16 protein-coding genes and 1 pseudogene are annotated in these 20,496 nt (G+C 75.0%); 10 read left to right on the top strand and 7 right to left on the bottom strand.

The genetic code is table 11. The features are described 5' to 3' along the window. The 6 genes and pseudogenes from AB0O40_RS28885 to AB0O40_RS28860 all read left to right on the top strand — a co-directional run. Positions 1-1,378: pseudogene (locus tag AB0O40_RS28885) on the top strand (hypothetical protein); the annotation flags it as partial. Continuing rightward, positions 1,375-3,567, top strand: a complete 2,193-nt coding sequence (locus AB0O40_RS28880) for a glycosyltransferase (protein ID WP_365047828.1) — start codon at positions 1,375-1,377, stop codon at positions 3,565-3,567. The pseudogene AB0O40_RS28885 and the gene AB0O40_RS28880, both read left to right, overlap by 4 nt. 130 nt (positions 3,568-3,697) lie before the next feature. Next, entirely contained in the window at positions 3,698-5,782 is a 2,085-nt protein-coding gene (locus AB0O40_RS28875; protein ID WP_365047826.1) for an FG-GAP-like repeat-containing protein, read from the top strand. 141 nt (positions 5,783-5,923) lie between these two features. Then, positions 5,924-6,916 (top strand): dihydroxyacetone kinase subunit DhaK, encoded by a 993-nt coding sequence (gene dhaK / locus AB0O40_RS28870; protein WP_365047824.1) that lies wholly within the window; start codon positions 5,924-5,926, stop codon positions 6,914-6,916. A gap of 53 nt (positions 6,917-6,969) precedes the next feature. After that, on the top strand, positions 6,970-7,587 hold the full coding sequence (gene dhaL / locus AB0O40_RS28865; protein WP_365047823.1) for a dihydroxyacetone kinase subunit DhaL: 618 nt from the start codon (positions 6,970-6,972) through the stop codon (positions 7,585-7,587). Continuing rightward, positions 7,584-7,994 (top strand): PTS fructose transporter subunit IIA, encoded by a 411-nt coding sequence (locus tag AB0O40_RS28860; protein ID WP_365047821.1) that lies wholly within the window; start codon positions 7,584-7,586, stop codon positions 7,992-7,994. The genes dhaL and AB0O40_RS28860 overlap by 4 nt, the downstream gene beginning before the upstream one ends. 68 nt (positions 7,995-8,062) lie before the next feature. On the opposite strand, the gene AB0O40_RS28855 is transcribed toward AB0O40_RS28860, so the two are convergent. Continuing rightward, positions 8,063-8,467 carry an RNA-binding S4 domain-containing protein gene (locus tag AB0O40_RS28855; protein ID WP_365047819.1) on the bottom strand — a complete coding sequence of 135 codons (405 nt, stop codon included), beginning with the start codon at positions 8,465-8,467 and terminating at the stop codon, positions 8,063-8,065. A 121-nt stretch (positions 8,468-8,588) separates the two neighbouring features. On the opposite strand from AB0O40_RS28855, the gene AB0O40_RS28850 reads away from it, so the two are divergent. The 3 genes from AB0O40_RS28850 (at position 8,589) to AB0O40_RS28840 (ending at position 12,086) form a co-directional block, all read left to right on the top strand. Further along, positions 8,589-8,984: a helix-turn-helix transcriptional regulator gene (locus AB0O40_RS28850; RefSeq protein ID WP_365047818.1), complete on the top strand. Its 396-nt coding sequence runs from the start codon at positions 8,589-8,591 to the stop codon at positions 8,982-8,984. A gap of 163 nt (positions 8,985-9,147) precedes the next feature. Then, positions 9,148-9,960 carry a molybdate ABC transporter substrate-binding protein gene (modA, locus tag AB0O40_RS28845; RefSeq protein ID WP_365047816.1) on the top strand — a complete coding sequence of 271 codons (813 nt, stop codon included), beginning with the start codon at positions 9,148-9,150 and terminating at the stop codon, positions 9,958-9,960. A 176-nt stretch (positions 9,961-10,136) separates the two neighbouring features. Further along, complete coding sequence (locus AB0O40_RS28840) at positions 10,137-12,086, top strand: ABC transporter permease (protein WP_365047814.1); 1,950 nt, start codon at positions 10,137-10,139, stop codon at positions 12,084-12,086. A 257-nt stretch (positions 12,087-12,343) separates the two neighbouring features. Here AB0O40_RS28840 and AB0O40_RS28835 read toward each other — a convergent pair whose 3' ends face one another. The 4 genes from AB0O40_RS28835 to AB0O40_RS28820 all read right to left on the bottom strand — a co-directional run bounded on the left by AB0O40_RS28835 (position 12,344) and on the right by AB0O40_RS28820 (position 17,107). Further along, the gene (locus AB0O40_RS28835) at positions 12,344-14,419 is read right to left on the bottom strand and encodes a SpoIIE family protein phosphatase (protein WP_365047812.1); all 2,076 of its coding nucleotides are present in this window, start codon (positions 14,417-14,419) and stop codon (positions 12,344-12,346) included. Positions 14,420-14,493: 74 nt separating this feature from the next. Further along, on the bottom strand, positions 14,494-14,706 hold the full coding sequence (locus tag AB0O40_RS28830; RefSeq protein WP_365047810.1) for a helix-turn-helix transcriptional regulator: 213 nt from the start codon (positions 14,704-14,706) through the stop codon (positions 14,494-14,496). Then, on the bottom strand, positions 14,706-15,191 hold the full coding sequence (locus AB0O40_RS28825) for a DUF2975 domain-containing protein (protein ID WP_365047808.1): 486 nt from the start codon (positions 15,189-15,191) through the stop codon (positions 14,706-14,708). The genes AB0O40_RS28830 and AB0O40_RS28825 overlap by 1 nt, the downstream gene beginning before the upstream one ends. Positions 15,192-15,331: 140 nt before the next feature. After that, positions 15,332-17,107 (bottom strand): DUF6777 domain-containing protein, encoded by a 1,776-nt coding sequence (locus AB0O40_RS28820; protein WP_365047806.1) that lies wholly within the window; start codon positions 17,105-17,107, stop codon positions 15,332-15,334. Positions 17,108-17,333: 226 nt separating this feature from the next. Here AB0O40_RS28820 and AB0O40_RS28815 point away from each other — a divergent pair, with 226 nt between their 5' ends. Continuing rightward, the gene (locus tag AB0O40_RS28815; protein ID WP_365047805.1) at positions 17,334-18,629 is read left to right on the top strand and encodes a streptophobe family protein; all 1,296 of its coding nucleotides are present in this window, start codon (positions 17,334-17,336) and stop codon (positions 18,627-18,629) included. A 59-nt stretch (positions 18,630-18,688) separates the two neighbouring features. Here AB0O40_RS28815 and AB0O40_RS28810 read toward each other — a convergent pair whose 3' ends face one another. Together AB0O40_RS28810 and AB0O40_RS28805 are read right to left on the bottom strand one after the other, a co-directional pair. Then, complete coding sequence (locus tag AB0O40_RS28810) at positions 18,689-19,705, bottom strand: serine/threonine-protein kinase (protein ID WP_365047803.1); 1,017 nt, start codon at positions 19,703-19,705, stop codon at positions 18,689-18,691. Beyond that, positions 19,705-20,490 (bottom strand): hypothetical protein, encoded by a 786-nt coding sequence (locus tag AB0O40_RS28805; RefSeq protein ID WP_365047801.1) that lies wholly within the window; start codon positions 20,488-20,490, stop codon positions 19,705-19,707. The genes AB0O40_RS28810 and AB0O40_RS28805 overlap by 1 nt, the downstream gene beginning before the upstream one ends. Positions 20,491-20,496: the final 6 nt, after the last annotated feature.

Raw genomic sequence — 20,496 nt, 5'->3', positions numbered from 1 at the left:
CTCACGCGACTCCGCCTACCAGCTCGACATGTGGCTCGAGCCTCTTGCGGCACTCCCGGACGCGCGCCCCCTGGTCCTGCTGCGCGAACGGCACCTGCTGGCGCGCCTGAAGCCCACGGCGCTGCCCGTGCTGTGCGTGCCGGCGGCCGTGGACCTGATGGGCCTGGACCTGTCTCCCGTACGCGTCGCCCTCTACCCGGCGAACGTCGGCAAGAACATCCATCTCCTGCGCGAACCCGGCATCAAGCACGTCTTCATCGGCCACGGCGACAGCGACAAGGCCGCCAGCGTCAACCCGTTCAGCAAGGTGTACGACGAGGTGTGGGTCGGCGGACCCGCCGGGCGGGAACGCTACGCCACCGCCGGTGTCGGTGTCGCCCCCGAAGCCATCGTCGACGTGGGACGGCCCCAGCTCGACCCCGTCTGGGCCGCCGAGCCCCCGCAGCCGGGCGCCCGACGGACCCTGACGGTGCTGTACGCCCCCACGTGGGAGGGCTGGACCGACGAGCCGGGCAACACCTCGCTCACGGACGCGGGCGAGAACATCGTCCGCGAACTCCTGGCACTGAGCCCACGGGTCCGCATCATCTACCGGCCCCACCCGTTCACCGGGATCCGGTGTCCCCGCACCCGCACCGCCCACCAGCGGATCATCCACGCCCTGCACACGGCCAACGGAAGACCGGGGCAGGCTGCGGCACCGCAGGACGGCCGACGGGCCGGCCGGCAGCAGCGTGCCCGGCGCCGCCGCCTGGAGGAGGCCCGCGCCGCACGCACCGAGGCTGCCGCCCGCATCCGGCTGCCGTTCCTCGACGAGGCGGAGCGCTCGCTGGTCAGGGCCCGGCCCGACCACGACGCGCTGGCCCGGCTCGAGGAACTCGACGCGGAGTGCGAACGGCTCTTCTGGGCCGCGCACCCGCCCACGGAACACGTGGTCGTGGAACCCGGCGACGTCTCCCTCTACGGCTGCTTCGAGCAGACCGACCTGCTCGTCAGCGACATCTCCAGTGTGGTGTCCGACTTCGTCGCCACCCTCAAGCCCTACGCGATCACCGACACGGCCGGGCTGGGCACGGCGGAGTTCCGCGCCCGCAACACCGCGGCCCGCGCGGGATACGTGCTGGCGCCCGACGCCCGCGGGCTGGCCGGCGTGGTGGACGTGGTGCGCTTCCCGGCGCTCGACGCCCTCGCCGGCGCCCGCGGCGAACTCCGTGCCCACCTCCTGGGACCCGCCCAGCCCCCGTCCGCGGTCCGCTTCGCCGCCGCGGTGGCCCGGCTGACGCAGCTCGCCGCACCACGGCACCCGTCCCTCCGGGCCACGACGGGCCGGCACGAGGACACCGGCCGGACACCACTCCCGCAAGGAACACGCTCATGAAGATCTCCTTCCTGCTGCACAACCGCCACGGGATCGGCGGCGTCATCCAGAGCACCCTCAGCCTGGCCGCGGCCCTGGCCGCCGGGCACGAGGTCACGATCGTCTCCACCCGCCGGGACCGGGACCGGCCGGCGCTGGCCCCGGACCCGCGCGTCCGGATCATCGACCTGGTGGACACCAGGGAGGATTCGGCCGGGTACGACCTCGCGGACCCGCGTCACCGCGAGGCCCCCGCCGTCTACCCGGAGGGCGACAGCGTCCGGTTCCCGCAGATCTCCCGGCTGACCGAGACCCGGCTCGCCGCCCACCTCGCCCGGACCGACGCCGACGTCGTCATCGCCACCAACCCCGGACTCGCCGTCTGCCTGGCCGCCATGGGATCCCGCAGGTACGTCCGGGTGGCCCAGGAACACCAGGCGCTGGCCGCCCCCGACTCGCCCCTCGGCAGGCGCCTGGCCGGTGCGTACCGCGAGCTCGACGCCGTGGTGACCGTCAACCCGCGGGACGAGCGGCGGGCCCGGCAGTGGTACGGGCGGGCCGGGACCCGCGTCGAAACCATCGGCAACTGCGTGCCGGATCCCCTGCTCGCCCCGTCCGACCTCTCCTCACGCACGGTCGTGACCGCAGGCCGGCTCGCCCCGGTCAAACGCTTCCCGCAGCTGGTGGCCGCCTTCGCGCGCGTGGTCGAGGAACGGCCGGACTGGCGGCTGCGGATCTACGGCGTCGGCCCCGAACGCGACCGCATCCGCGAGGCCGTCGACGCCCACGCACTGGCGGACCACGTCTTCCTGATGGGTGCATCAACCCGCATGGAGGCGGAATGGGCCAAGGCGGCCCTGGCCGTCTCGTCCTCCCACGCCGAGTCCTTCTCCCTGGTCGTCGTCGAGGCCGCCCGGGCCGGGGTCCCGACCGTGAGCACGGCGACCGACGGCCCCGCCTCCCTCATCGAGCACGGAACCGACGGCCTGCTCACACCCCGGGACGCCCCCGACGCGCTCGGCGACGCACTCCTGACGCTCATCCAGGACGACGCCCTGCGCCGCCGGATGGGCGCAGCGGCCCGACACATCCCGGAGCGGTTCGCCCCGGCCGTCATCGCCGGGCGGTACGAACTGCTCCTGCACCAGCTGCACGCGGACCGGGCCCTGCCGGAGTGGTCCGACTGGTGCGTCGCCCCCGACGGGGACGTCACCGTACGGGTGTCCGCGCCCGGCACCGAGCCCGCGGACCTGCAGCTGCTGTGCGTCAGCCGCGGGGAGCGCGCCGCGGATCCCGCCGTCACCTTCCCCTTCGAGCCGGAACCGGGCTCCCCCGCCGGAGACTTCGTCGCCACGATCCGGCCGTCGTCGCTGCCCCTCGCGGAAGGGCGGTGGGAGGTGTACGTGCAGTCGGCGGACGGCCGGGCCCGGCGCCGCCTGCACACGCGGCTGTGCGACGACCGCGGCCTGCTCGCCGCCGCGCGGCCTGACTGCGGTCCGCCGGGACCCGCCTTCGTCTCCGTGGTGCCGCACTCCGGCCCCGACGGCACACTGGACCTGCGCGTCTGGGTCCGTGCCACGCACGCCGAGGTCGCCGCCGTCGAACTCACCGAGGAGGGCGCGGTGATCACGGTGGGACTGTGGCCGCCCCGGGACCCGGACCGGGTCACCGTGCTCGCACGGCCCCGGCGTGACGGCGGTCCCGCCGTCGCCCTGCCGGTGCGCTCCGCGGACGGCCCGGGCCTGCGCTTCGCCCTGTCGCTGCGGGAGTTGGCCCAGCAGGGTGGTGCGGCCCACGGGGACTGGGACCTCTACGTGACCGGGGAGGGTTTCACCACCGCCCGGGTCGCGGGCCTCACCGGCGACTGCGCCGACCGGTCTGCCGTCTACCGCTACCCGCCGCTGGACCTGACGGACACCCCGCGCGGCGCGGTACGGGCCCGCCTGTACTACACCGCGGACAACGGGCTTTCCTGCGAGGTCACGGAGCCGGTCGCCGAGGGCGTGCCCCCCGTCGAGGGGCGCGGCGCGGCAGAGGGCTCACCGGCCGGGGGCACCCGGACCGGACGCCGGTACGGCCTGCTGCGACGGCGCACCGCACCCGCACCGCCGCAGCCGGTCCCGGACCAGGACACGACCCGGGCGCTTCGGCAGACGGCCGAGCAACTGGTGCGGCTGGCAGATGCCATGGCGGTTCAGCCCCCGTCGTGAGGCGCCGGTGACGGCGGCCCCGGCGCCGGTCAACCTTTGGCCCCGGACATCAACCTCTGCGCCCGGTCCGCGGACCGGGCCCCGGCGAACCTGGGGACATCCAAGATCGAAACACCCGGAAGGTGTGGACATGAGTAACGGAACCGAGTGGGCGGCACGCACGGCGGCGGCCGGACGACGCCGGGGCCGGTGCGCGGGCTCACAGGCAGCCATCGGCGCTCTGCTGGTCGCCGCCCTCACCTGCGCCGCCGTTCAGCCCGCCGTCGCGGCGGCCGACGGAGCCCGAAGGGCGGCCGCGACCGCCGGCACGGCGCAGACCGGGCATGGGGGCGGGGTGACCTCGTGGAACTTCTTCAACGACTCCGTCGATGAGGTGCCGCCGGAGGCGAGGAGCGGCGTGAAGTCCGTCTCCGTGAACACACTTGCCTCCGCGCAGCAGCACGCGCTGGCGCTCAAGGAGGACGGCCGGGTCATCGCATGGGGTGACAACGGCAGCGGTCAGGCAACCGTACCGGCCGAGGCGGCCACCGGCGCGGTCGCCGTAGCGGCCGGCGAGACATTTTCCATGGCGTTGAAAAGCGACGGCCGCACGATCGTATGGGGCTACCTCGACCCCGAGCAGCGGCCGGTTCCCGAGGCAGCGACTTCCGGCGTCGACGCGATCGCCGCGGGGGACACCTTCGCTCTCGCTCTGAAGGACGGCGGCGTCATCGCCTGGGGCAACTTGCCCGGCGAGATGCCGCCCGCGGCGAAGACGGGCGTCACCGCCATCTCGGCCGCCTCCGTGCACGCGCTCGCGGTGAAGACGGACGGGAGTGTCGTCGCTTGGGGCGAAAACTCAACCGGGGCAGCGCAGGTACCGCCCGCGGCGCAGACGGGCGTGGTGGCCGTTGCCGCCGGCGTGTTGTTCTCCCTGGCACTCAAGAAAGACGGAAGCGTGATCGCGTGGGGTGGATCCTTCGGCAAGGAGAAGGTTCTGGCCCCGGCCGGCTCAGGTGTGCGCTCCATCTCCGCAGGCACTGTGGCGGCCGTCATGGTCCACGAGAACGGCTCGGTCAGCTACGCGGGCGATTGTCAGGAAATACCACCGCCCCTGAACTCGGGCGTGACGGTTGCAGCGGTGTCGCAGGAATCCGTCCTGCTCGTCCGGAACCTCGCGGCCCCCGAGGTGACCTCCCCCCGCCAGGACAGCGTCACCGGCACCCTGCGCCCCGACTTCACCGGTAAGGGCCTGCCGGGCGCCACGATCACCGTCAGGGACGGCGACCGGGTGCTGGCGCGCGGCACGGTGGGCGAGGACGGCACCTGGACCGCGACCCCGCAGGAGGACCTGGCACCCGGCCGGCTGACCGTGTCGGTCGACCAGAGCCAGCACGGGGTCGCCTCCCCCACCGTGCAGCGGTCGTTCACCGCCCTGGCTCCGCTGCCGGCCAAGGGCCTCTCCGAGATCGTGCTGGCCGACTTCACCGGTGACGGCAAGGCCGACGTGATCGCCAAGACCGAGGAGGCCCCCGGGCTCCACCTCTTCAAGGGCCGCGGCGACGGCACCTTCGAGCCCGGCACCAAGGTCTTCGACGACTGGGACTACACCCAGACCACCGCCGGCGACTTCGACGGCGACGGGGCGGCCGACCTGGTCGCCACCGACCCCTCCGGCACCCTCCACCTGTGGCGCGGCAAGGGCGACGGCGCCTTCGCCGAGCGGAAGAAGCTGACCGGCTGGGCGGGCAAGGAGCAGACCACGGCCGGCGACGTGGACGGCGACGGCGTCACCGACCTGGTGGCACTGGACGCCAAGGACCACACGCTCAAGCTCTGGAAGGGCACCAAGGAGGGGTCCGGCAACCCCTTCGCCCGGCCGCGCAACCTCACCAAGTGGGCCGGGTTCGAGCAGAGCAGCCTCGGCGACCTGGACGGCAAGGGGCTGGCCCACCTCATCGCGGCCAGGACCGACCCCAAGACCGGCAAGACCGGCCTGCGGCTGTGGAAGTCGAAGGGCGACGTGCCCGGCAACCCCTTCGAGAAGCCCCACCAGCTCACCGGATGGGCGGACTTCACCCACACCACCCTCGGCGACGTGGACGGCAACCGGACCGCCGACCTCATGGCCGTCGACAACAAGAAGAACCAGCTCAAGATCTGGAAGTCCAACGGCCGCATCGATGCCAACCCCTTCGCGGCTCCGCTGAACGTGTCGCTGTACCTGGCGCCCTGACACCGCCCCTCCTCCGGACGCGCCTGCGGCCCCTGCACGCGCAGGGGCCGCAGGCGCGTCCGGCCCGAGCGGGGTTCGCGACGGCCCGCGCCCTGGCACGATGGCCGGTACGCCCGCTGTCAGCCCCACCGGGAGATGCGCATGAGGATGTTGATCAACGTGCCCGAGACGGTCGTCGCCGATGCGCTGCGGGGGGTGGCGGCGGCGCATCCGGAGTTGAAGGTCGACGTGGCCCGGCGGCTGGTGGTGCGGCGGGACGCGCCGGTGGCGGGGAAGGTCGGGCTGGTGTCCGGCGGCGGGTCCGGGCACGAGCCGCTGCACGCCGGGTTCGTGGGGCCGGGGATGCTGTCGGCGGCCTGCCCCGGGGAGGTGTTCACCTCGCCGGTGCCCGATCAGATGGTGCGGGCGGCGGCGGCCGTGGACAGCGGGGCGGGGGTGCTGTTCGTCGTCAAGAACTACACGGGCGACGTGCTGAACTTCGAGATGGCGGCCGAGCTGGCCGACGAGGAGGGGATCCGGGTCGAGCGGGTCCTGGTCAACGACGACGTGGCGGTCCGGGACAGCCTCTACACGGCGGGCCGGCGCGGGACCGGGGCCACGCTCTTCGTGGAGAAGCTGGCGGGTGCGGCAGCCGAGTCGGGGGCGCCCCTGGAGCACGTGGCGGCGGTGGCCCGGCGGGTCAACGACTGCTCGCGCAGCTTCGGGGTGGCGCTGAGCGCCTGCACGACCCCGGCGAAGGGCAGCCCCACCTTCGACCTGCCGCCGGGTGAACTGGAGTTGGGGATCGGGATCCACGGCGAGCCGGGCCGGGAGCGGCGCGGCATGATGACCTCCCGCGAAATCGCCGACTACACGGTGGACACCGTGCTGGAGGACCTCCAGCCGCGCGGACCGGTGCTGGTCCTGGTCAACGGCATGGGTGCCACCCCGCTCCTGGAGCTGTACGGGTTCAACGCTGAGGTGCAGCGGGTGCTGGCCGAGCGCGGGGTGGTGGCGGCCCGGACGCTGGTGGGGAACTACGTCACCTCGCTGGACATGGCCGGGGTTTCGGTGACCCTGTGCTCCGTGGACGAGGAGCTGCTGGCGCTGTGGGACGCGCCGGTGCAGACCCCGGCGCTGCGCTGGGGGCGGTGAGCGGGTGCCGTACTTAGTCTGGTGCGGGTACGGGGACGGACGAGGAGGACCGGGTGCGTGACGCGGAGTTCTTCCGCCGCTGGATGGCGGCGACGGGGGCGGCGGTGGCCCGGGAGGCCGCCCGGCTGACCGAGCTCGACTCCCCCATCGGGGACGCCGACCACGGCAGCAACCTGCTGCGCGGCTTCACGGCCGTGCGCGCGGAGCTGACGGAGGAACCGCCGGGGACGCCGGGAGCGGTGCTGCAGCGGGCCGGTCGCACCCTGATCGACACGGTGGGCGGCGCGTCGGGACCGCTGTACGGGACGCTGCTGCGGCGCACCGGCAAACAGCTCGGGGAGGCCGCCGAGGTGACCGACGAGCAACTGCGCGCGGCCCTGTACGCGGGGGTGGGCGCGGTGGCGCAGCTGGGCGGGGCGGCGCCGGGCGACAAGACGATGCTGGACGCGCTGGTGCCCGGGGTGGCCGGGCTCAGCACCTCGTACCGGGCGGCCGCCGACGCGGCGGAGCACGGCGCGCTGGCGACCGTGCCGATGCGGGCGCGCAAGGGCCGGGCGAGCTATCTGGGCGAGCGGAGCGTCGGGCACCAGGATCCGGGTGCCACCTCCGCCGCCCTGCTGCTCGGCGCGCTGGCCGAGGCGGCCGACGAGGCCTCGGGAGGTGTCGCATGACCACGCACCCGCAGGTCGGGATCGTGCTGGTGTCGCACAGCGCGCAGGTGGCGGAGTCGGTCGCGGAGCTGGCCCGCGGGCTGGCCGCGGGCGGTCCGCCGGTACCGCTGGCCACCGCGGGCGGGACCCTGGACGGCGGGCTGGGCACCAGCGCCGAGCTGATCGTCGCGGCGGCCCGGTCGGTGGACCGGGGGGCCGGCGTGGCACTCCTGGCCGACCTGGGCAGCTCCGTACTGACGGTGAAGGCGCTGCTGGCCGAGGGCGACGAGCTGCCGGAGGGGACGCTGCTGCTGGACGCGCCGTTCGTCGAGGGGGCGGTGTCGGCGGTCGTCACCGCGTCGGCGGGGGCGGGGATCGAGGCGGTGGCCGCCTCGGCCGCCGAGGCGTACGCCTACCGCAAGATCTGACCCTTTGAGGCGCGGGGACCGCTCACGGACCCCCGCGCCTCGACCACGGCAGGGCTACGCGAACCCCGTCACGCCTTCCCCCGGCCCCGCCACTCCTCCAGGTCGCGCCGCTCCCGCTTCGTCGGGCGGCCGGTGCCCCGGTCGCGGAGGCCGGTGGCGGCCTGCTCCGTGCGGGTCGGCGGGGGCGGGCTCTTGTCGATGAGGCATTCGGCGGCGACGGGGGCGCCGACCCGCTTGCTCAGCACCCGCTGCACGATCACGATGCGTTCGCGGCCGTCGTGGAAGAGGCGGACCTCGTCACCGCTCTTGACCGACTGGGCGGGCTTGGCGCGCTCCCCGTTGACCCTGACGTGGCCCGCCCGGCAGGCGGTGGCCGCGGCGGAGCGGGTCTTGGTGAGCCGTACGGACCAGATCCAGGCGTCGACGCGCGCGGTGCCGCCCGGTTCGGGCGTGGAAGGGCTCTGTGCGGACATGCGGCGACTTTATCGGGGATGGTCCCGATCTTCGTGGGATTAAACAAGAGGTTGGCATCTGCCATGTGTAACAAGCAGACGGAATTGCAAATGCCGCTCTGCTGGGCCTACCTTGTCGCGCATGCAGTCCTACACCATCGGTCAGGCGGCGCGCCTGCTCGGCGTCAGTCCCGACACCGCGCGCCGCTGGGCCGACGCCGGCCGGGTCGTGACCCATCGCGACGAGGGCGGCCGGCGCCTGATCGACGGCCGTGACCTGGCCGCGTTCTCGGTGGAGGTCGCCCAGGGGGCGCACACCGAGGACGGGGAGCCGCACACGTCGGTCCGCAACGCCTTTCCCGGGATCGTCACCGCCGTCACCCTCGGCGACGTGGCGGCGCAGGTGGAGATCCAGGCGGGCCCGCACCGGCTGGTGTCCCTGCTGACCCGCGAGGCCGTGGAGGAGCTCGGGCTGAAGGTCGGCATGCGCGCCACCGCCCGGGTCAAGTCGACCAGCGTGCACGTCGACCGCGCCTGACCGCCGCGGGGCCCGGCCCCGCCGCACGTACCGCTCGCACCACCCGTCGCACTCGTACCACCCGCTCACACCGCTCACCCCGAGACCGCGCCGACCGTCACCGGCGGGCTCACCGTTCCGCGGACCGGCACGTCCGGCCGCATCCCCGAGGAGTCCGACCCTCATGTCCCTGACCATGAACCGCCGCCGTGCCGCCGCCGCCCTGCTCACCGCGGCCCTGCTCGTGCCGCTGAGCGCCTGCGGTAGTGACGACAAGAAGGACACCGGCGCCGACACCAAGTCCTCCGGTGCCGCCACCCCCGAGGCCAAGGGCGCCAAGCTCACCATCCTGGCCGCCTCGTCGCTGACCAACGTCTTCAAGACCGCCAAGGACGCGTACGAGAAGGCGAACCCGGGCACCGTCCTGACCTTCTCCTTCGCCGGCTCCCAGGAGCTGGCCGCGCAGGTCAAGCAGGGCGCCCCGGCGGACGCGCTGGTCACCGCCGACACCAAGACCATGGACGGCCTCAAGGGCGAGACCGGCGCCGCGACCGTGATCGCGAAGAACCGCCTGGTCATCGCCACCGGCAAGGGCAACCCGCACAAGGTCGGCGCGCTCAAGGACCTCGCGGACACCAAGCTGAAGGTCGTGCTGGCCGCGCCCGAGGTTCCGGTGGGCCGCTACAGCAAGAAGATCCTCGACGCCCAGAAGATCGTCGTGAAGCCGGTCTCGCAGGAGCCCAACGTCCGCGCCGTGCTGAGCAAGGTCGAGCTGGGCGAGGCCGACGCGGGCCTGGTCTACAAGACGGACGCCGCCACCGCCACGGACAAGGTCGAGGCGGTGGACATCCCCGACGCGCAGAACGCCGTGGCCTCCTACCCGGCCGCCACGCTGAAGGACTCCAAGAACGCCGACGCCGCCGCCGCGTTCGTGGCGTGGCTGAGCAGCCCCGAGGCGCAGAAGATCCTCCAGGACGCGGGCTTCCAGAAGCCGTAACTCCTGTTGCTCGGTGGGGGACTGCCTGGTCCGGGGGGACAGGTGGTCCCTCGCCGTGTTTTCCCGCCCCGGTGGCCCGCCCGCCGGGGCGCAGCCCTTGTCCCGGCCCGCCGGGACACCGCCCGTACGCTCCCCCCGTACCGCCCCCCGTTCGCGAACACCCCAGGACCGGCCCGATGAAACGCTTCCGCACCCGCCGCACGCAGGGCGCCGGCACCCCGCTGGCGCTGGTCCTGCCGGCCCTGCTCGCCGTGGCCTTCCTCCTGGTGCCACTGGTCGGCATCCTGACCCGCACCGAGTGGAGCGGGCTGGGCGGCCACCTCACCAGCCCCGGGGTGGTCGAGGCGCTCAAACTCTCGCTGCTGGTGTCGGGTTGGGCCCTCGGGCTGTCCCTGCTGCTGGGCGTGCCGCTGGCCTGGCTGCTGGCGCGGGTGGAGTTCCCCGGCAAGGCGGTGGTGCGGTCGCTGGTGCTGCTGCCGATGGTGCTGCCGCCGACCGTGGGCGGGGTGGCGCTGCTGCTGGGCTTCGGGCGCCGGGGGCTGCTCGGGCCCTGGCTGGAGGGGACGTTCGGGATCACGCTGCCCTTCCACACCTCGGGCGCGGTGGTGGCCGCGACGTTCGTCGCGATGCCGTTCCTGGTGATCAGCCTGGAGGGCGCGCTGGGCGGCCTGCGGGTCAGTTACGAGGAGACCGCGGCCTCGCTGGGCGCCTCCCCGGTACGGGTCTTCTGCACGGTCACCCTCCCGATGGTCGCGCCCGGCCTGATCGCCGGCGCCGCGCTCACCTGGGCGCGGGCGCTGGGCGAGTTCGGCGCGACGATCACCTTCGCGGGGAACCTGCCGGGCACCACGCAGACCCTGCCGCTCCAGGTGTACCTGCTCCTCCAGGACCAGCCGGAGGCGGCCACCTCGCTCTCGCTGCTGCTGCTGGCCATCGCGATGGCCGTGCTGGTCGCGCTGCGCGGCCGCTGGTCCACGACCCCGGCGGCGGCCCGGGCGGGCGGCGGGACGGCCCCCGTGCCGGACACCGCCGCACCGGCCGCGCCCGTCCCGTCGCCCCACCCGGCCGCCGCGCCGCCCGCCCCGGCCGAGCGCTGGGCGCTGCACGCGGAGGTCACCGGCTTCAACCGGCTGACGCTGGAGGCCGCCCCCGGCACCACCATCGCCGTGGTCGGCGAGAACGGCGCCGGCAAGACCACCCTGCTGCGGGCCCTGCTCGGGCTGAGCCCGCGGGCCCGTGCCGACCTGCGGCTGGGGGACGCCGAGGTGACCGGACTGCCGCCGCACCGGCGCGGGGTGGCCTGGGTACCGCAGGACGGCGCGCTCTTCCCGCACCTGAGCGCGCTGGCCAACACGGCGTACGGGCTGCGGGCGCACGGCGTGCCGCGGGCCGAGGCGCGCCGGGAGGCCCAGGGCTGGCTGGACCGGCTGGGGGTGGGCCACCTCGCGCAGCGCCGGCCGGCCCAGCTCTCCGGCGGGCAGGCCCAGCGGGTGGCACTGGCCCGGGCGTTGGCGGCGCGTCCGCGGCTGCTGCTGCTCGACGAGCCGCTGGCCGCCCTCGACCAGACCACCCGGGCCCATGTCCGGCACACCCTGCGCAGCCATCTCGAGGGCTTCGGGGGCGTCTGCCTGATCGTCACGCACGATCCGGTCGAGGCGGTCTCACTGGCGGACCGGGTGCTGGTCCTGGACGGGGGCGAGGCACTGCAGGACGCGCCGCCCGCCGAGGTCGCCCGGCACCCCAAGTCGCCGTGGGTGGCGCGGATGCTCGGCCGCAACGCGTGGCCCGGCCAAGTGGCGCGCGGTGGGCTGGACCTGGCCGGCGGCGGCCGGCTGGTCCTCGCGGACGAGGCCGCCGAGGGCGCCCGGGCGCTGGCGGTCATCGCCCCCGAGGCCGTCTCGCTGCACCGGGAGAAGCCGGCCGGCAGCCCGCGCAACGTGTGGTCCGGGCAGGTCGCCGAGATCACCGCGGTCGGCAGCCGGCTGCGCGTGCTGGTCACCTCGGACCAGTCCCCCGACCTGGTCGCCGAGATCACCCCGGCCGCCGCCGCCGACCTGGCCCTCACCGAGGGCACCCCGGTCTGGACGAGCGTGAAGGCCACCGAGGTCACCCTCGTCACGCTCTGAGGGCGGGGGCCCCTCACCGGCCCGGCCGGGCGGTGGGCCGGACGGGCTCCGGCGACCACGGCAGGCGCCGGCCCCGGGCCCTTCGACTCCGCCTCGGTGAGGTCGTCGGTGAAGGACGGAGCCGCGCGGAGCACGGCGGCGCCCGCGGTACCGGGCTCGATGCCCGGGTGGCCGGGGGGTGACGACCGTCGGTTCCACGCTGTGCGGAGTCCCGCCCGGCCGCCCCCAGGGCGCGGGCCGGGCACCGGCCCGGGGCCTCAGCCCGCCGGCGGGACCTCGAACTCGCACCACACGCACTTACCGCCGCCGCGGGGCTCCACGCCCCAGGCGTCGGCGAGGCGTTCCACCAGGAGCAGGCCCCGGCCGGAGAGCGACCAGTCCTCGGCCTCCCGGGGGCGCGGGAGGGCGCTGGAGGTGTCCTCGACCTCCACCCGGATCCGGCCCTCGGGGGTCAGCCGGAGCATCACCACGCCCCCGCCGTCCGTGTGGACCAGGGCGTTGGTCATCAGCTCGTCGGCCGCCAGCTCGATCTCGTCGGCCCGCTCCCAGGCGCCCCAGGCGGCCGCCGCGGCCCGGATCAGGTGGCGGGCGGTGGCCGGGGCGTCCTGGTCGCCGGGGGTGAGCTGCTGGCGCAGCGGGCCGCCGCCGCGCGGGGCCGGGGTGCCGTGCCGGCGCAGCAGGAGCAGGGCCATGTCGTCGCCGCTGCCCGCGTCGCCGACCACGTCGCACAGCAGGTCGGCCAGCTCCTCCAGGTCGGCGGGGCCGGTGCGGGCCGCCGCCATCAGGTCCCGCATGCCGACGTCGAGGTCCAGGCCGGGCCGTTCGATGAGCCCGTCGGTACAGAGCAGGAGCGTTTCGCCGGGGTGCAGTTCGAGGGCCGTCACCGGGTAGCCCTGGCCGGGTGGGCGGCCGTCCTTCTGGGGCAGGCCCAGCGGCAGCCCGCCGGCCACCACCACCCGGTGGCAGCTGCCGTCCCCGCGCCGCACCAGCGGGTCGAGGTGCCCGGCGCGCACCAGTTGGAGCATCCCGGTGGTCAGGTCCACCTCGGCGTAGGTGCAGGTGGCGAAGCGGTCGGTCTCCAGCTCGCGCAGGAAGGCGGAGGCCCGGACCATGGCCGTGCCCGGGGTGTGGCCCTCGGTGATGTAGGCGCGCAGCACGATCCGCAGCTGCCCCATGACGGCCGCCGCGTCCGTGTCGTGGCCCTCGACGTCCCCGATCATCACGCCGATCCGGCCGTCCGGCAGCGGGATCACGTCGTACCAGTCCCCGCCGATGTCCCGCCCGACCCGCGCGGCCCGGTACCGTACGGCGATCTGCGCGCCGGGCACCTCGGGGATGCTGCGCGGCAGCATGGCCCGCTGCAGGCCCTCGGCCAGGTCGTGCTCCTGCTCGAAGAGGATGGCCCGCTGGAGGCTCTGGGCGATGCCGCTGCAGAGCGCGACCAGCAGGTTGCGCTCCTCGGCGGCGAAGCCGTCCTCGCGGGCGTAGAGCAGGCCCAGCGCGCCGATCGGCCGGCCCTGGGCGATCAGCGGCAGGTACGCGCCGCTGCGCACGTCCAGCGGCGAGATGTAGGGCCAGAGCATCGGGTAGCGGCTCTGGAACTCCTCGCGGGAGGAGAGGAACACCGGCCGCAGGGTGCGGACCGCCTCGCTCATCGGGAACTGCGCGTCGATGCGGGTGTACTCGATCTCCGGCACGTACGAGCCGAGCTGCCCCTCCGCCACCAGGTGGATGCGTCCGCCGTCGACCACGCCCAGCATCACGCTGACCGCACCGAGGTGGCCCAGCGCCTCGGGGTCCTTGAGCACGTCGGTGACGTCGTTGACGGTGCGGGCGTGGGCGAGGATCGCGGTGGTCCGCTCCACCACGCCGGTCATCCGGCGCCGGCCCTCGTCCTGCTCGGTGGGGGCGCCCGGGTCGCGCGGGTCGAGGGAGGCGTCCCGGACGATGCCGATGACCCGGTACGGGCGGCCGTCCGCGGCGCGCAGGATGTGGCCCTGGGTGTGGGTCCAGCGAGGCGTGCCGTCGCGCAGCCGGATGCGGAAGTAGGCGCCGTACTCGGCCCTGCCGTTCTTGAGGGCCTGGGCGATCCGGGCGTCGAGGCGGGCGTCCTCGCCGGGCGGGATCCGCAGCCGCAGCGAGCCGGCCGTGCCGCCCCATTCGCCGGGGCGCAGGTCGAAGACCTCGAGGGCGGTGGGGTCCAGGTGCATCTGCCCGCTGTCGAGGTCCCAGTCGAAGGTGCCCAGGCGGTTGAGCGCGAGGCTCAGCTCGGGCCGCGCCGGCCAGTCCTGCGGCGCGGGCCGCCCGGCCCGGGTGGGATCCCTTTCGGCCATGCAGCCACTGTCTCACCGATCGGCCCGGTACGGGACGTCCGCGGGCGCCCGCGGACGTCCCGTACCGGGTCCGGTCAGTCGGTCGCCGGCTCCCAGCGCAGCAGGTCGCCGGGCTGGCATTCGAGGACGTCGCACAGGGCGGCCAGGGTCGCGAAGCGGACGGCCTTGGCCCGGCCGTTCTTGAGGACCGCGAGGTTGGCCGGGGTGATGCCCACCCGGTCGGCGAGCTCGCCCACGGACATCTTGCGCCGGGCCAGCATCACGTCGATGTCGACGGTGATCGGCATCAGATCACCTCGTCCAGCTCGGCCTGCATGCGCGTGGCCTCGCCGTCGCGCGCGACGGCCTGGGCGAGCAGCATCCGCAGGACGAGCACGATCAGCGCCACCCCCAGGATGGCCAGGCCGATCCCGGCCATGATGACCGTGACGCCCGGGTCCTCGCGCTGGCCGGGGGCGTTGATGGCCGTGATGGTGAACCACACCAGGGAGGCCGCCACGATCGCGCCGATCACGCCGTCCACGTACCGGAAGGCGGCGTGCGAGAAGACCGTGCCGCGGCGCACCATCGTCACCAGCCGCCAGACGCAGACCAGGGCCACCTGCACCGCCAGCATGCCGGCCGCCGTGACCAGGCGCAGCGGGGTGAGCGGCAGCGAGCCGTCCTCGGGGTCGTTGAAGATCGCCCAGACCATCATGACCTGGATCAACACGGTGCCCACCAGCACCACCGCGAGCACCGCCCGCAGGGCTCCGACCGTCAGCTTTCCCATGGCCCCGCCTTCCATCGATTCACGATGGGAATCTATCGATTCTCGATAGGTTCGGCAAGGGCCGACGTGCTCCGCCGGGGCTCTGACATGACGGAGCCCCGGCGCCCGGCTGCTGCCGGGGCCGGGGCCGCGTCATCCGGTCAGGAGGGCTGGACGGGCAGGGTCGGGGTCGGGGACGGCGGGAGGACCGGAGCCGAGGTGGTGGGCACCGGTGCCGGCGGGATCACGGTGGTGCGCACCGGCGACGGGACCGGCGCCTGCGGGGTGGGCTCCTCGGTGGGCGCCTGCGGCCGCGTGGCCTCCGGTACGACGGTGGCTTGCGGTGCGGCGCTGGTACGGGTCACCGCGGCCGAGGACGCCGGCTCGGTGGGGGTGGGCTTCACCGACGGCGTGGGCTTCGGTGAGGGCGTGGCCTTGGGCGAGGGCGGCGCGACCAGCGGCGGACACTTCTCGGGCGGGGTCTCCCCCGGGGCCAGCAGCGGGGTGACGGTCGCGTTCCCGGAGATCGTCGGACAGCCGGTGGCGGGCTCCGAGGGCGAGCTGGTCGGCTCAGAGGGGGTCACCAGCGGCGACTCGGACGGGGACTCGGACGGCGACTCGGACGGCGACTCCGAGGGGGTCACCAGCGGGGACTCGGAGGGCGAGCCGGTGGGCGTGTCGGTCGGCGATCCCGTCGGGGAGCCGGTCGGCGTGTCGGTCGGGGACCCGGTCGGCGAACCGGTCGGGGAGATCGAGGACGGGGAGACGGTCGGCGACGGCGTCGGCGAGAGCGAGGTCGGCGGGACCGTGGGCGTCGGCGTGATGATCGGGGTCGGCTTCGGCGGCGGCACCGGCCGGTCGTGCCGGCCGTGGTGGTCGCCGGGGTGCCGCTCGAACCACTTGCCGTGGTGGTGGTCGTAGATGACGAAGTTGTTGATGACCTTCACGGACGGCTGGATGACGACCGTGTTCGACGGCCGGTACGTCGCCCAGGGCTGGCCGTACCGCTTGGGCTCGGCCTTCAGCGCGACCGGTTCGCCCAGCGGGTTGCCGCAGGCGCACCGCACCTTGGGGATGCCGTGGTCGTCGACCAGGACCGCGGTGCCCGCCTGGAGCACCGACTGGAAGCTGGTGACGTGGCCGTCCTGGTAGCCGTGGTTGGTGACGCGGGTGTCGGCACGCAGCTGCACGGGGGTGAGCGAGCGCAGGTAGCCGGGGACGTCCCCGGGGCCGATGCCCGCCGCCGAGGCGAAGGCGCTGTTCTTGGCGGGGTCCCGGCCGAGGACGGTGATCTGCTTCTCCACGTCGCAGGCGGCGACGTTCTGGGTGCCGCCGTACAGGCCCGGCTGGGAGCCGTCCACGCTGCGGGTGGCCGTGGTGGTGCGGGAGTCGGCGGTGGGCCGGCCGGTGGGCGGCTGCGGGGTGGATGTCTCGGGGACGGCCGCCGCCTGGGCGGTGGACTCGGTGAAGGGGTCCGGCCCCGCCGAGGCGGTGGGCTGGAGGAAGACCTCCCCCGCGCCGCTCGAGCCGCTGGGCCGGGTGAGGACCACGGTCAGGGTCACCGCGGCGGCCAGCGCCACCACGGCGGTGGCCACCCGGGGCACGGACCGGTACCAGGGCCGGCCGCCGGAGCCGCCGCCGGCCGGTCCGGTGGGGCCGCCGGGCCCGCCGGGACCCCCGCCGTAACCGCCGGAGCCCCCGGAGCCCCCGGGGCCGCCGGGGGTACCGGGTCCGCCGGGGGTACCGGGTCCGCCGGGGTGGCCGGTGGTGGTGGGTGCGTCGGAGTCGTAGGACGGGCCCCCCGTGGTCGGGGCGCCCGAGGGCTGTGAACCGGAGGACGGGGTCGACCGCCCGCCCGAGGAGGGCCCCGACAAGGGGCCGGACGGCGGGCCGGTGGGGCGGCCGGAGGACGGCTGGCCGGACGGTTCGCTGCTCACGAGCTCCTCCTCCCAGTCGGAGGATTCCGACGCGAATGGGCTAAAAGGAGCGAAGTGCCGGAAATCTTCACTCTTGCGGACCATTGTGTGCGCCATTCGGGCGCCGAGGTCAAGCCGGGCCCGCCCGCACCCCGCCTGGCCTGCGGGCCACCGGAGCGCCCCGCGGCCCGCGCGCCCGGTCCGGCGCCGCCGCGCGGGCGGCCGCACCCCCCTCTACGGTGGCCGTGTGTCTCCTCCGGCAGCGAATGATCCCGGGCGGCCGTCCTCGGCGGCGGCGCTCCTCGGCTGGCGCGACGGCCTGGTGGCGGTGGTCGCCGGCTTCGTCGCGATGGCCGTGACGGCCGCGCTGGGACTGTGGGCGGCGGGCGCCGCCGACCTGCCCGGCGGGGCCTTCCCCCGAGTCGTGGCGGCCGTGGTCGTGATGGCGGCCGGCGGCTCCGTGGACATCAACGGCGGGGCCGGCTTCCTGGCCGGCGCCCAGGCCGACCTCGCGGCCCTCCCGCTGTCGGTGAGCCTGGCCGGCGCCCTGACCGCCGGCTGGCTCTTCCTGCGCCCGCTGCACGGCCGGGCCGTGGCCAGCGCCCGGGAACTGGCCCTGCGCGCCGTCCAGTTGACCGTCCTGTGGCTGCTGCTGCTCACCGGCTGCGCGCTCCTGGCCCGGCAGACCTTCGGCGTCTCGACCGGCGACAACCCGCTCGGCGAGCTGGGCGACCTGCTGGACTCCGCCCCCACGGTGGGCTTCGAGGCGGACGTGGGCGCCACCCTGCTCTTCGGTCTGCTGTGGATCCTGGGGCTGCTGCTGGTGGCGCTGCTGGTCTCGCGGCGGGCCCCGCTGCCCGCCCGGCTGCTGCGCTACCACTCGGCGCTCCGGCCGGCCGCCTCGGCCATGGTCTTCCTGCTGCTGGCGTACGTGGCGGTGGGCGTGGTGATCGGCCTGGTGGTGGTCGTCGTCAAAGGGCACGCCGCGGAGACGCTGGCGGTCATGCTGCTGGCGCTGCCCAACCTGATGTGGATCGCGCTGACGCTGGGGCTGGGCGGCGCCTGGGAAGGGCGGGTGGACGGCCCGTTCGGCTTGCCGATGCCGCAGGCGCTCGACCAGGTGCTGCGCGGCCCGGACCGCTCCCGGCTGGACGTGTCCGCCCTGCTCGCCCACGACGGCCGGGCCTGGTGGCTGGTGGTCGCGGCGGTGGTCCTGGTGCTCGCCGCGGGCTGGGTGATGGCGGTCCGCTCCCCCGCGCAGGTACGGCTGTGGCAGCACGCCCTGCACATGGCCCTGGCGCTGGCGTTGACGGTGCTGGTGGTGAGCCTGCTGGGCGATCTGCACGCCCGGATCGGCCTGTCGGTACTGGGCATCGGGGACGTGGACTCGCTGGGCGGCCGGGTGGAGCTGCGGCCGGTGCTGTGGCGGACGGTGGCGTGCGCCCTGGGCGCCGGGGCGGTGGCCGGCTTCGTGGGCGGCCTGCTGGCCTCCCGCGTGCGCCGCGGCCCGGTCGCCGACCCGGCCGGCCCGCCCGCGCCGTAGCGCCGTACTCCCCCGCGCCGAGCAGCCGTACGGCGGTCAGCGCCGGGGACGTACGGCGGTCAGCGCCGGGGGCCCTTGAAGACCGGCAGGGCCCAGCGGGGCGGGGGCGGCGGCGGGCCGTCGGAGGGCGGCGGGAGTCCGGGCCGGTGCGGCAGCACCACCAGCCGGGTCGACGGATGGCCGCCCGGGGTGCCCGAGGCCGCCACCCGCAGGGCGCCGGTCAGGGCGAGGCAGCTCTCGAAGCGGTCCTCGGGCGACTTGGCCAGCCCCCGGGCGAGCACCAGGTCCACGTCCGGCCCCAGGTCGTCCCGGTGTTCGGACATCGGCGGCGGCGGGTCGTACTGGTGCGCCCACAGCAGGGCCATGTCGTCGTCCCGCTGGAACGGCGGCGCCCCGGACAGGAGTTCGTAGACCACGCAGGTCAGGCTGTACACGTCGCAGCGGCCGTCCACCGGTTTCCCGGAGATCTGCTCGGGGGCCACGTAGTCGAGGGTGCCGACGAACTGCCCGACGCTGGTGAAGCCGGTCAGGGACAGGGACTTCTTGGTGAGCCCGAAGTCCGTGAGGTAGACGTGCTCGGGGTGGTCGCTGTCGGTGCCCTCGGCGACCAGGATGTTGCCCGGTTTGACGTCCCGGTGGACCAGGTCGTGGTCGTGTGCGGCGTCCAGCGCGGAGGCCACCTGCGCCAGGATCCGGACGGCGGTGGCCGCCGGCAACGGGCCGGTGCGGTCCAGGAGGTGGCGCAGGTCCTGACCGGCGACGTAGCGCATCGCGATGTACAGCAGGCCCTCGGTCTCGCCGGCCTCGAAGACCGGCACGATGTGCGGGTGGTCGATGGCCGCGGCGACCTTCGACTCGTGGGCGAAGCGCTTCCGGAAGGTGTCGTTGCGGGCCAGTTCGGGGGCCAGCAGCTTGAGCGCGACCGTCCGGTCCAGCCGCAGGTCACGGGCCCGGTAGACGACCGCCATGCCGCCCCGGCCGATCTCGCTCTCCACCTGGTACCCGGCGATCCGGCGGCCGATCAGGTCGGAGGGCCGGCCGCTGGGCAGTCCCCCGTCCTCGTGCGGGGCGGGCATCAGGGGTCACCGGCTCCCTCGGGCGGGAGGATCCGGGTGGGGATGTTCGCCTGCGGGTCCACCACCGGGGCGGCCTCCGGCGGCCCGGCCTCGGCCGGTACCGGCGCGGGCTCGGCCGCCACGGGCGCGGGGGCCGGGTCCGGGTCCGCCGGGCCCGGGGCGGGCCCTGCGGGCTCCGCGGCCGGTGCGGCGGACTCCGCGGGGGCGACGGGCGCGGCCGGTGCAGCGGGCGCGGGCGCGGCCGCCGGGGCGGATCCGGCCGGCCCCCGTGCGGAGGCCGAGCCGGAGCCGGGTCCGACGGCCGCGGCGAAGGTGGTCATCCGCCGCCCGTCGCCGTACATCCAGCGGCCGGAGGTGGCGTCGTACAGCCAGACCGACTCGCCGTCGACCACCACCCCGGCCCGCAGCCCCCCGGTGGCCCGGAGGAAGGCCTCGGTGTCGCACCGGCCGGCGGCCAGGTCGTCGGCGGCCTGCCGGTAGCTCTCCAGCGTGTCGGCGATCCGGGCCAGCAGCGGCAGCGGGTCCTCGGCCCGCGAGAGCGGTCCGGCCCCGGTCGGCGGCTGCTGCGGTACGGCCACCAGGAGGCGGCCGTCGACCCAGGCGGACCAGCCGTTGGCGCACAGGATCTGTGCCCACTCGCCGCGCCGGGCGAGCAGTTCCACCGGCAGGAAGGGGTCCAGCGGCTCGGTGGGCCGGGAGACGTCGGGGGCCTCCCACGCGGGCAGCCCCTCCTGCGGCACCACGTGCGTGGGCCGGAAGTCGGGGCTCACGTAGTCGTCGCTCATCGGCGG

Origin of the sequence: Streptomyces sp. NPDC089919, assembly GCF_040684615.1 — a bacterium.
GTDB lineage: Bacteria > Actinomycetota > Actinomycetes > Streptomycetales > Streptomycetaceae > Streptomyces.
Note: the sequence above shows the minus strand (reverse complement) of the source record. Positions and strands in the feature narration are given on the sequence as shown.

Excerpts from the sequence above, each read along its gene's own strand:
- modA (WP_365047816.1), top strand. The coding sequence starts at position 9,148 with ATGTCCCTGACCATGAACCGCCGCCGTGCCGCCGCCGCCCTGCTCACC.
- AB0O40_RS28880 (WP_365047828.1), top strand. The coding sequence starts at position 1,375 with ATGAAGATCTCCTTCCTGCTGCACAACCGCCACGGGATCGGCGGCGTC.
- AB0O40_RS28860 (WP_365047821.1), top strand. The coding sequence starts at position 7,584 with ATGACCACGCACCCGCAGGTCGGGATCGTGCTGGTGTCGCACAGCGCG.
- AB0O40_RS28840 (WP_365047814.1), top strand. The coding sequence starts at position 10,137 with ATGAAACGCTTCCGCACCCGCCGCACGCAGGGCGCCGGCACCCCGCTG.
- AB0O40_RS28850 (WP_365047818.1), top strand. The coding sequence starts at position 8,589 with ATGCAGTCCTACACCATCGGTCAGGCGGCGCGCCTGCTCGGCGTCAGT.
- AB0O40_RS28835 (WP_365047812.1), bottom strand. The coding sequence starts at position 14,419 with ATGGCCGAAAGGGATCCCACCCGGGCCGGGCGGCCCGCGCCGCAGGAC.
- AB0O40_RS28855 (WP_365047819.1), bottom strand. The coding sequence starts at position 8,467 with ATGTCCGCACAGAGCCCTTCCACGCCCGAACCGGGCGGCACCGCGCGC.
- AB0O40_RS28830 (WP_365047810.1), bottom strand. The coding sequence starts at position 14,706 with ATGCCGATCACCGTCGACATCGACGTGATGCTGGCCCGGCGCAAGATG.
- AB0O40_RS28810 (WP_365047803.1), bottom strand. The coding sequence starts at position 19,705 with ATGCCCGCCCCGCACGAGGACGGGGGACTGCCCAGCGGCCGGCCCTCC.
- AB0O40_RS28875 (WP_365047826.1), top strand. The coding sequence starts at position 3,698 with ATGAGTAACGGAACCGAGTGGGCGGCACGCACGGCGGCGGCCGGACGA.
- AB0O40_RS28825 (WP_365047808.1), bottom strand. The coding sequence starts at position 15,191 with ATGGGAAAGCTGACGGTCGGAGCCCTGCGGGCGGTGCTCGCGGTGGTG.
- dhaK (WP_365047824.1), top strand. The coding sequence starts at position 5,924 with ATGAGGATGTTGATCAACGTGCCCGAGACGGTCGTCGCCGATGCGCTG.
- AB0O40_RS28805 (WP_365047801.1), bottom strand. The coding sequence starts at position 20,490 with ATGAGCGACGACTACGTGAGCCCCGACTTCCGGCCCACGCACGTGGTG.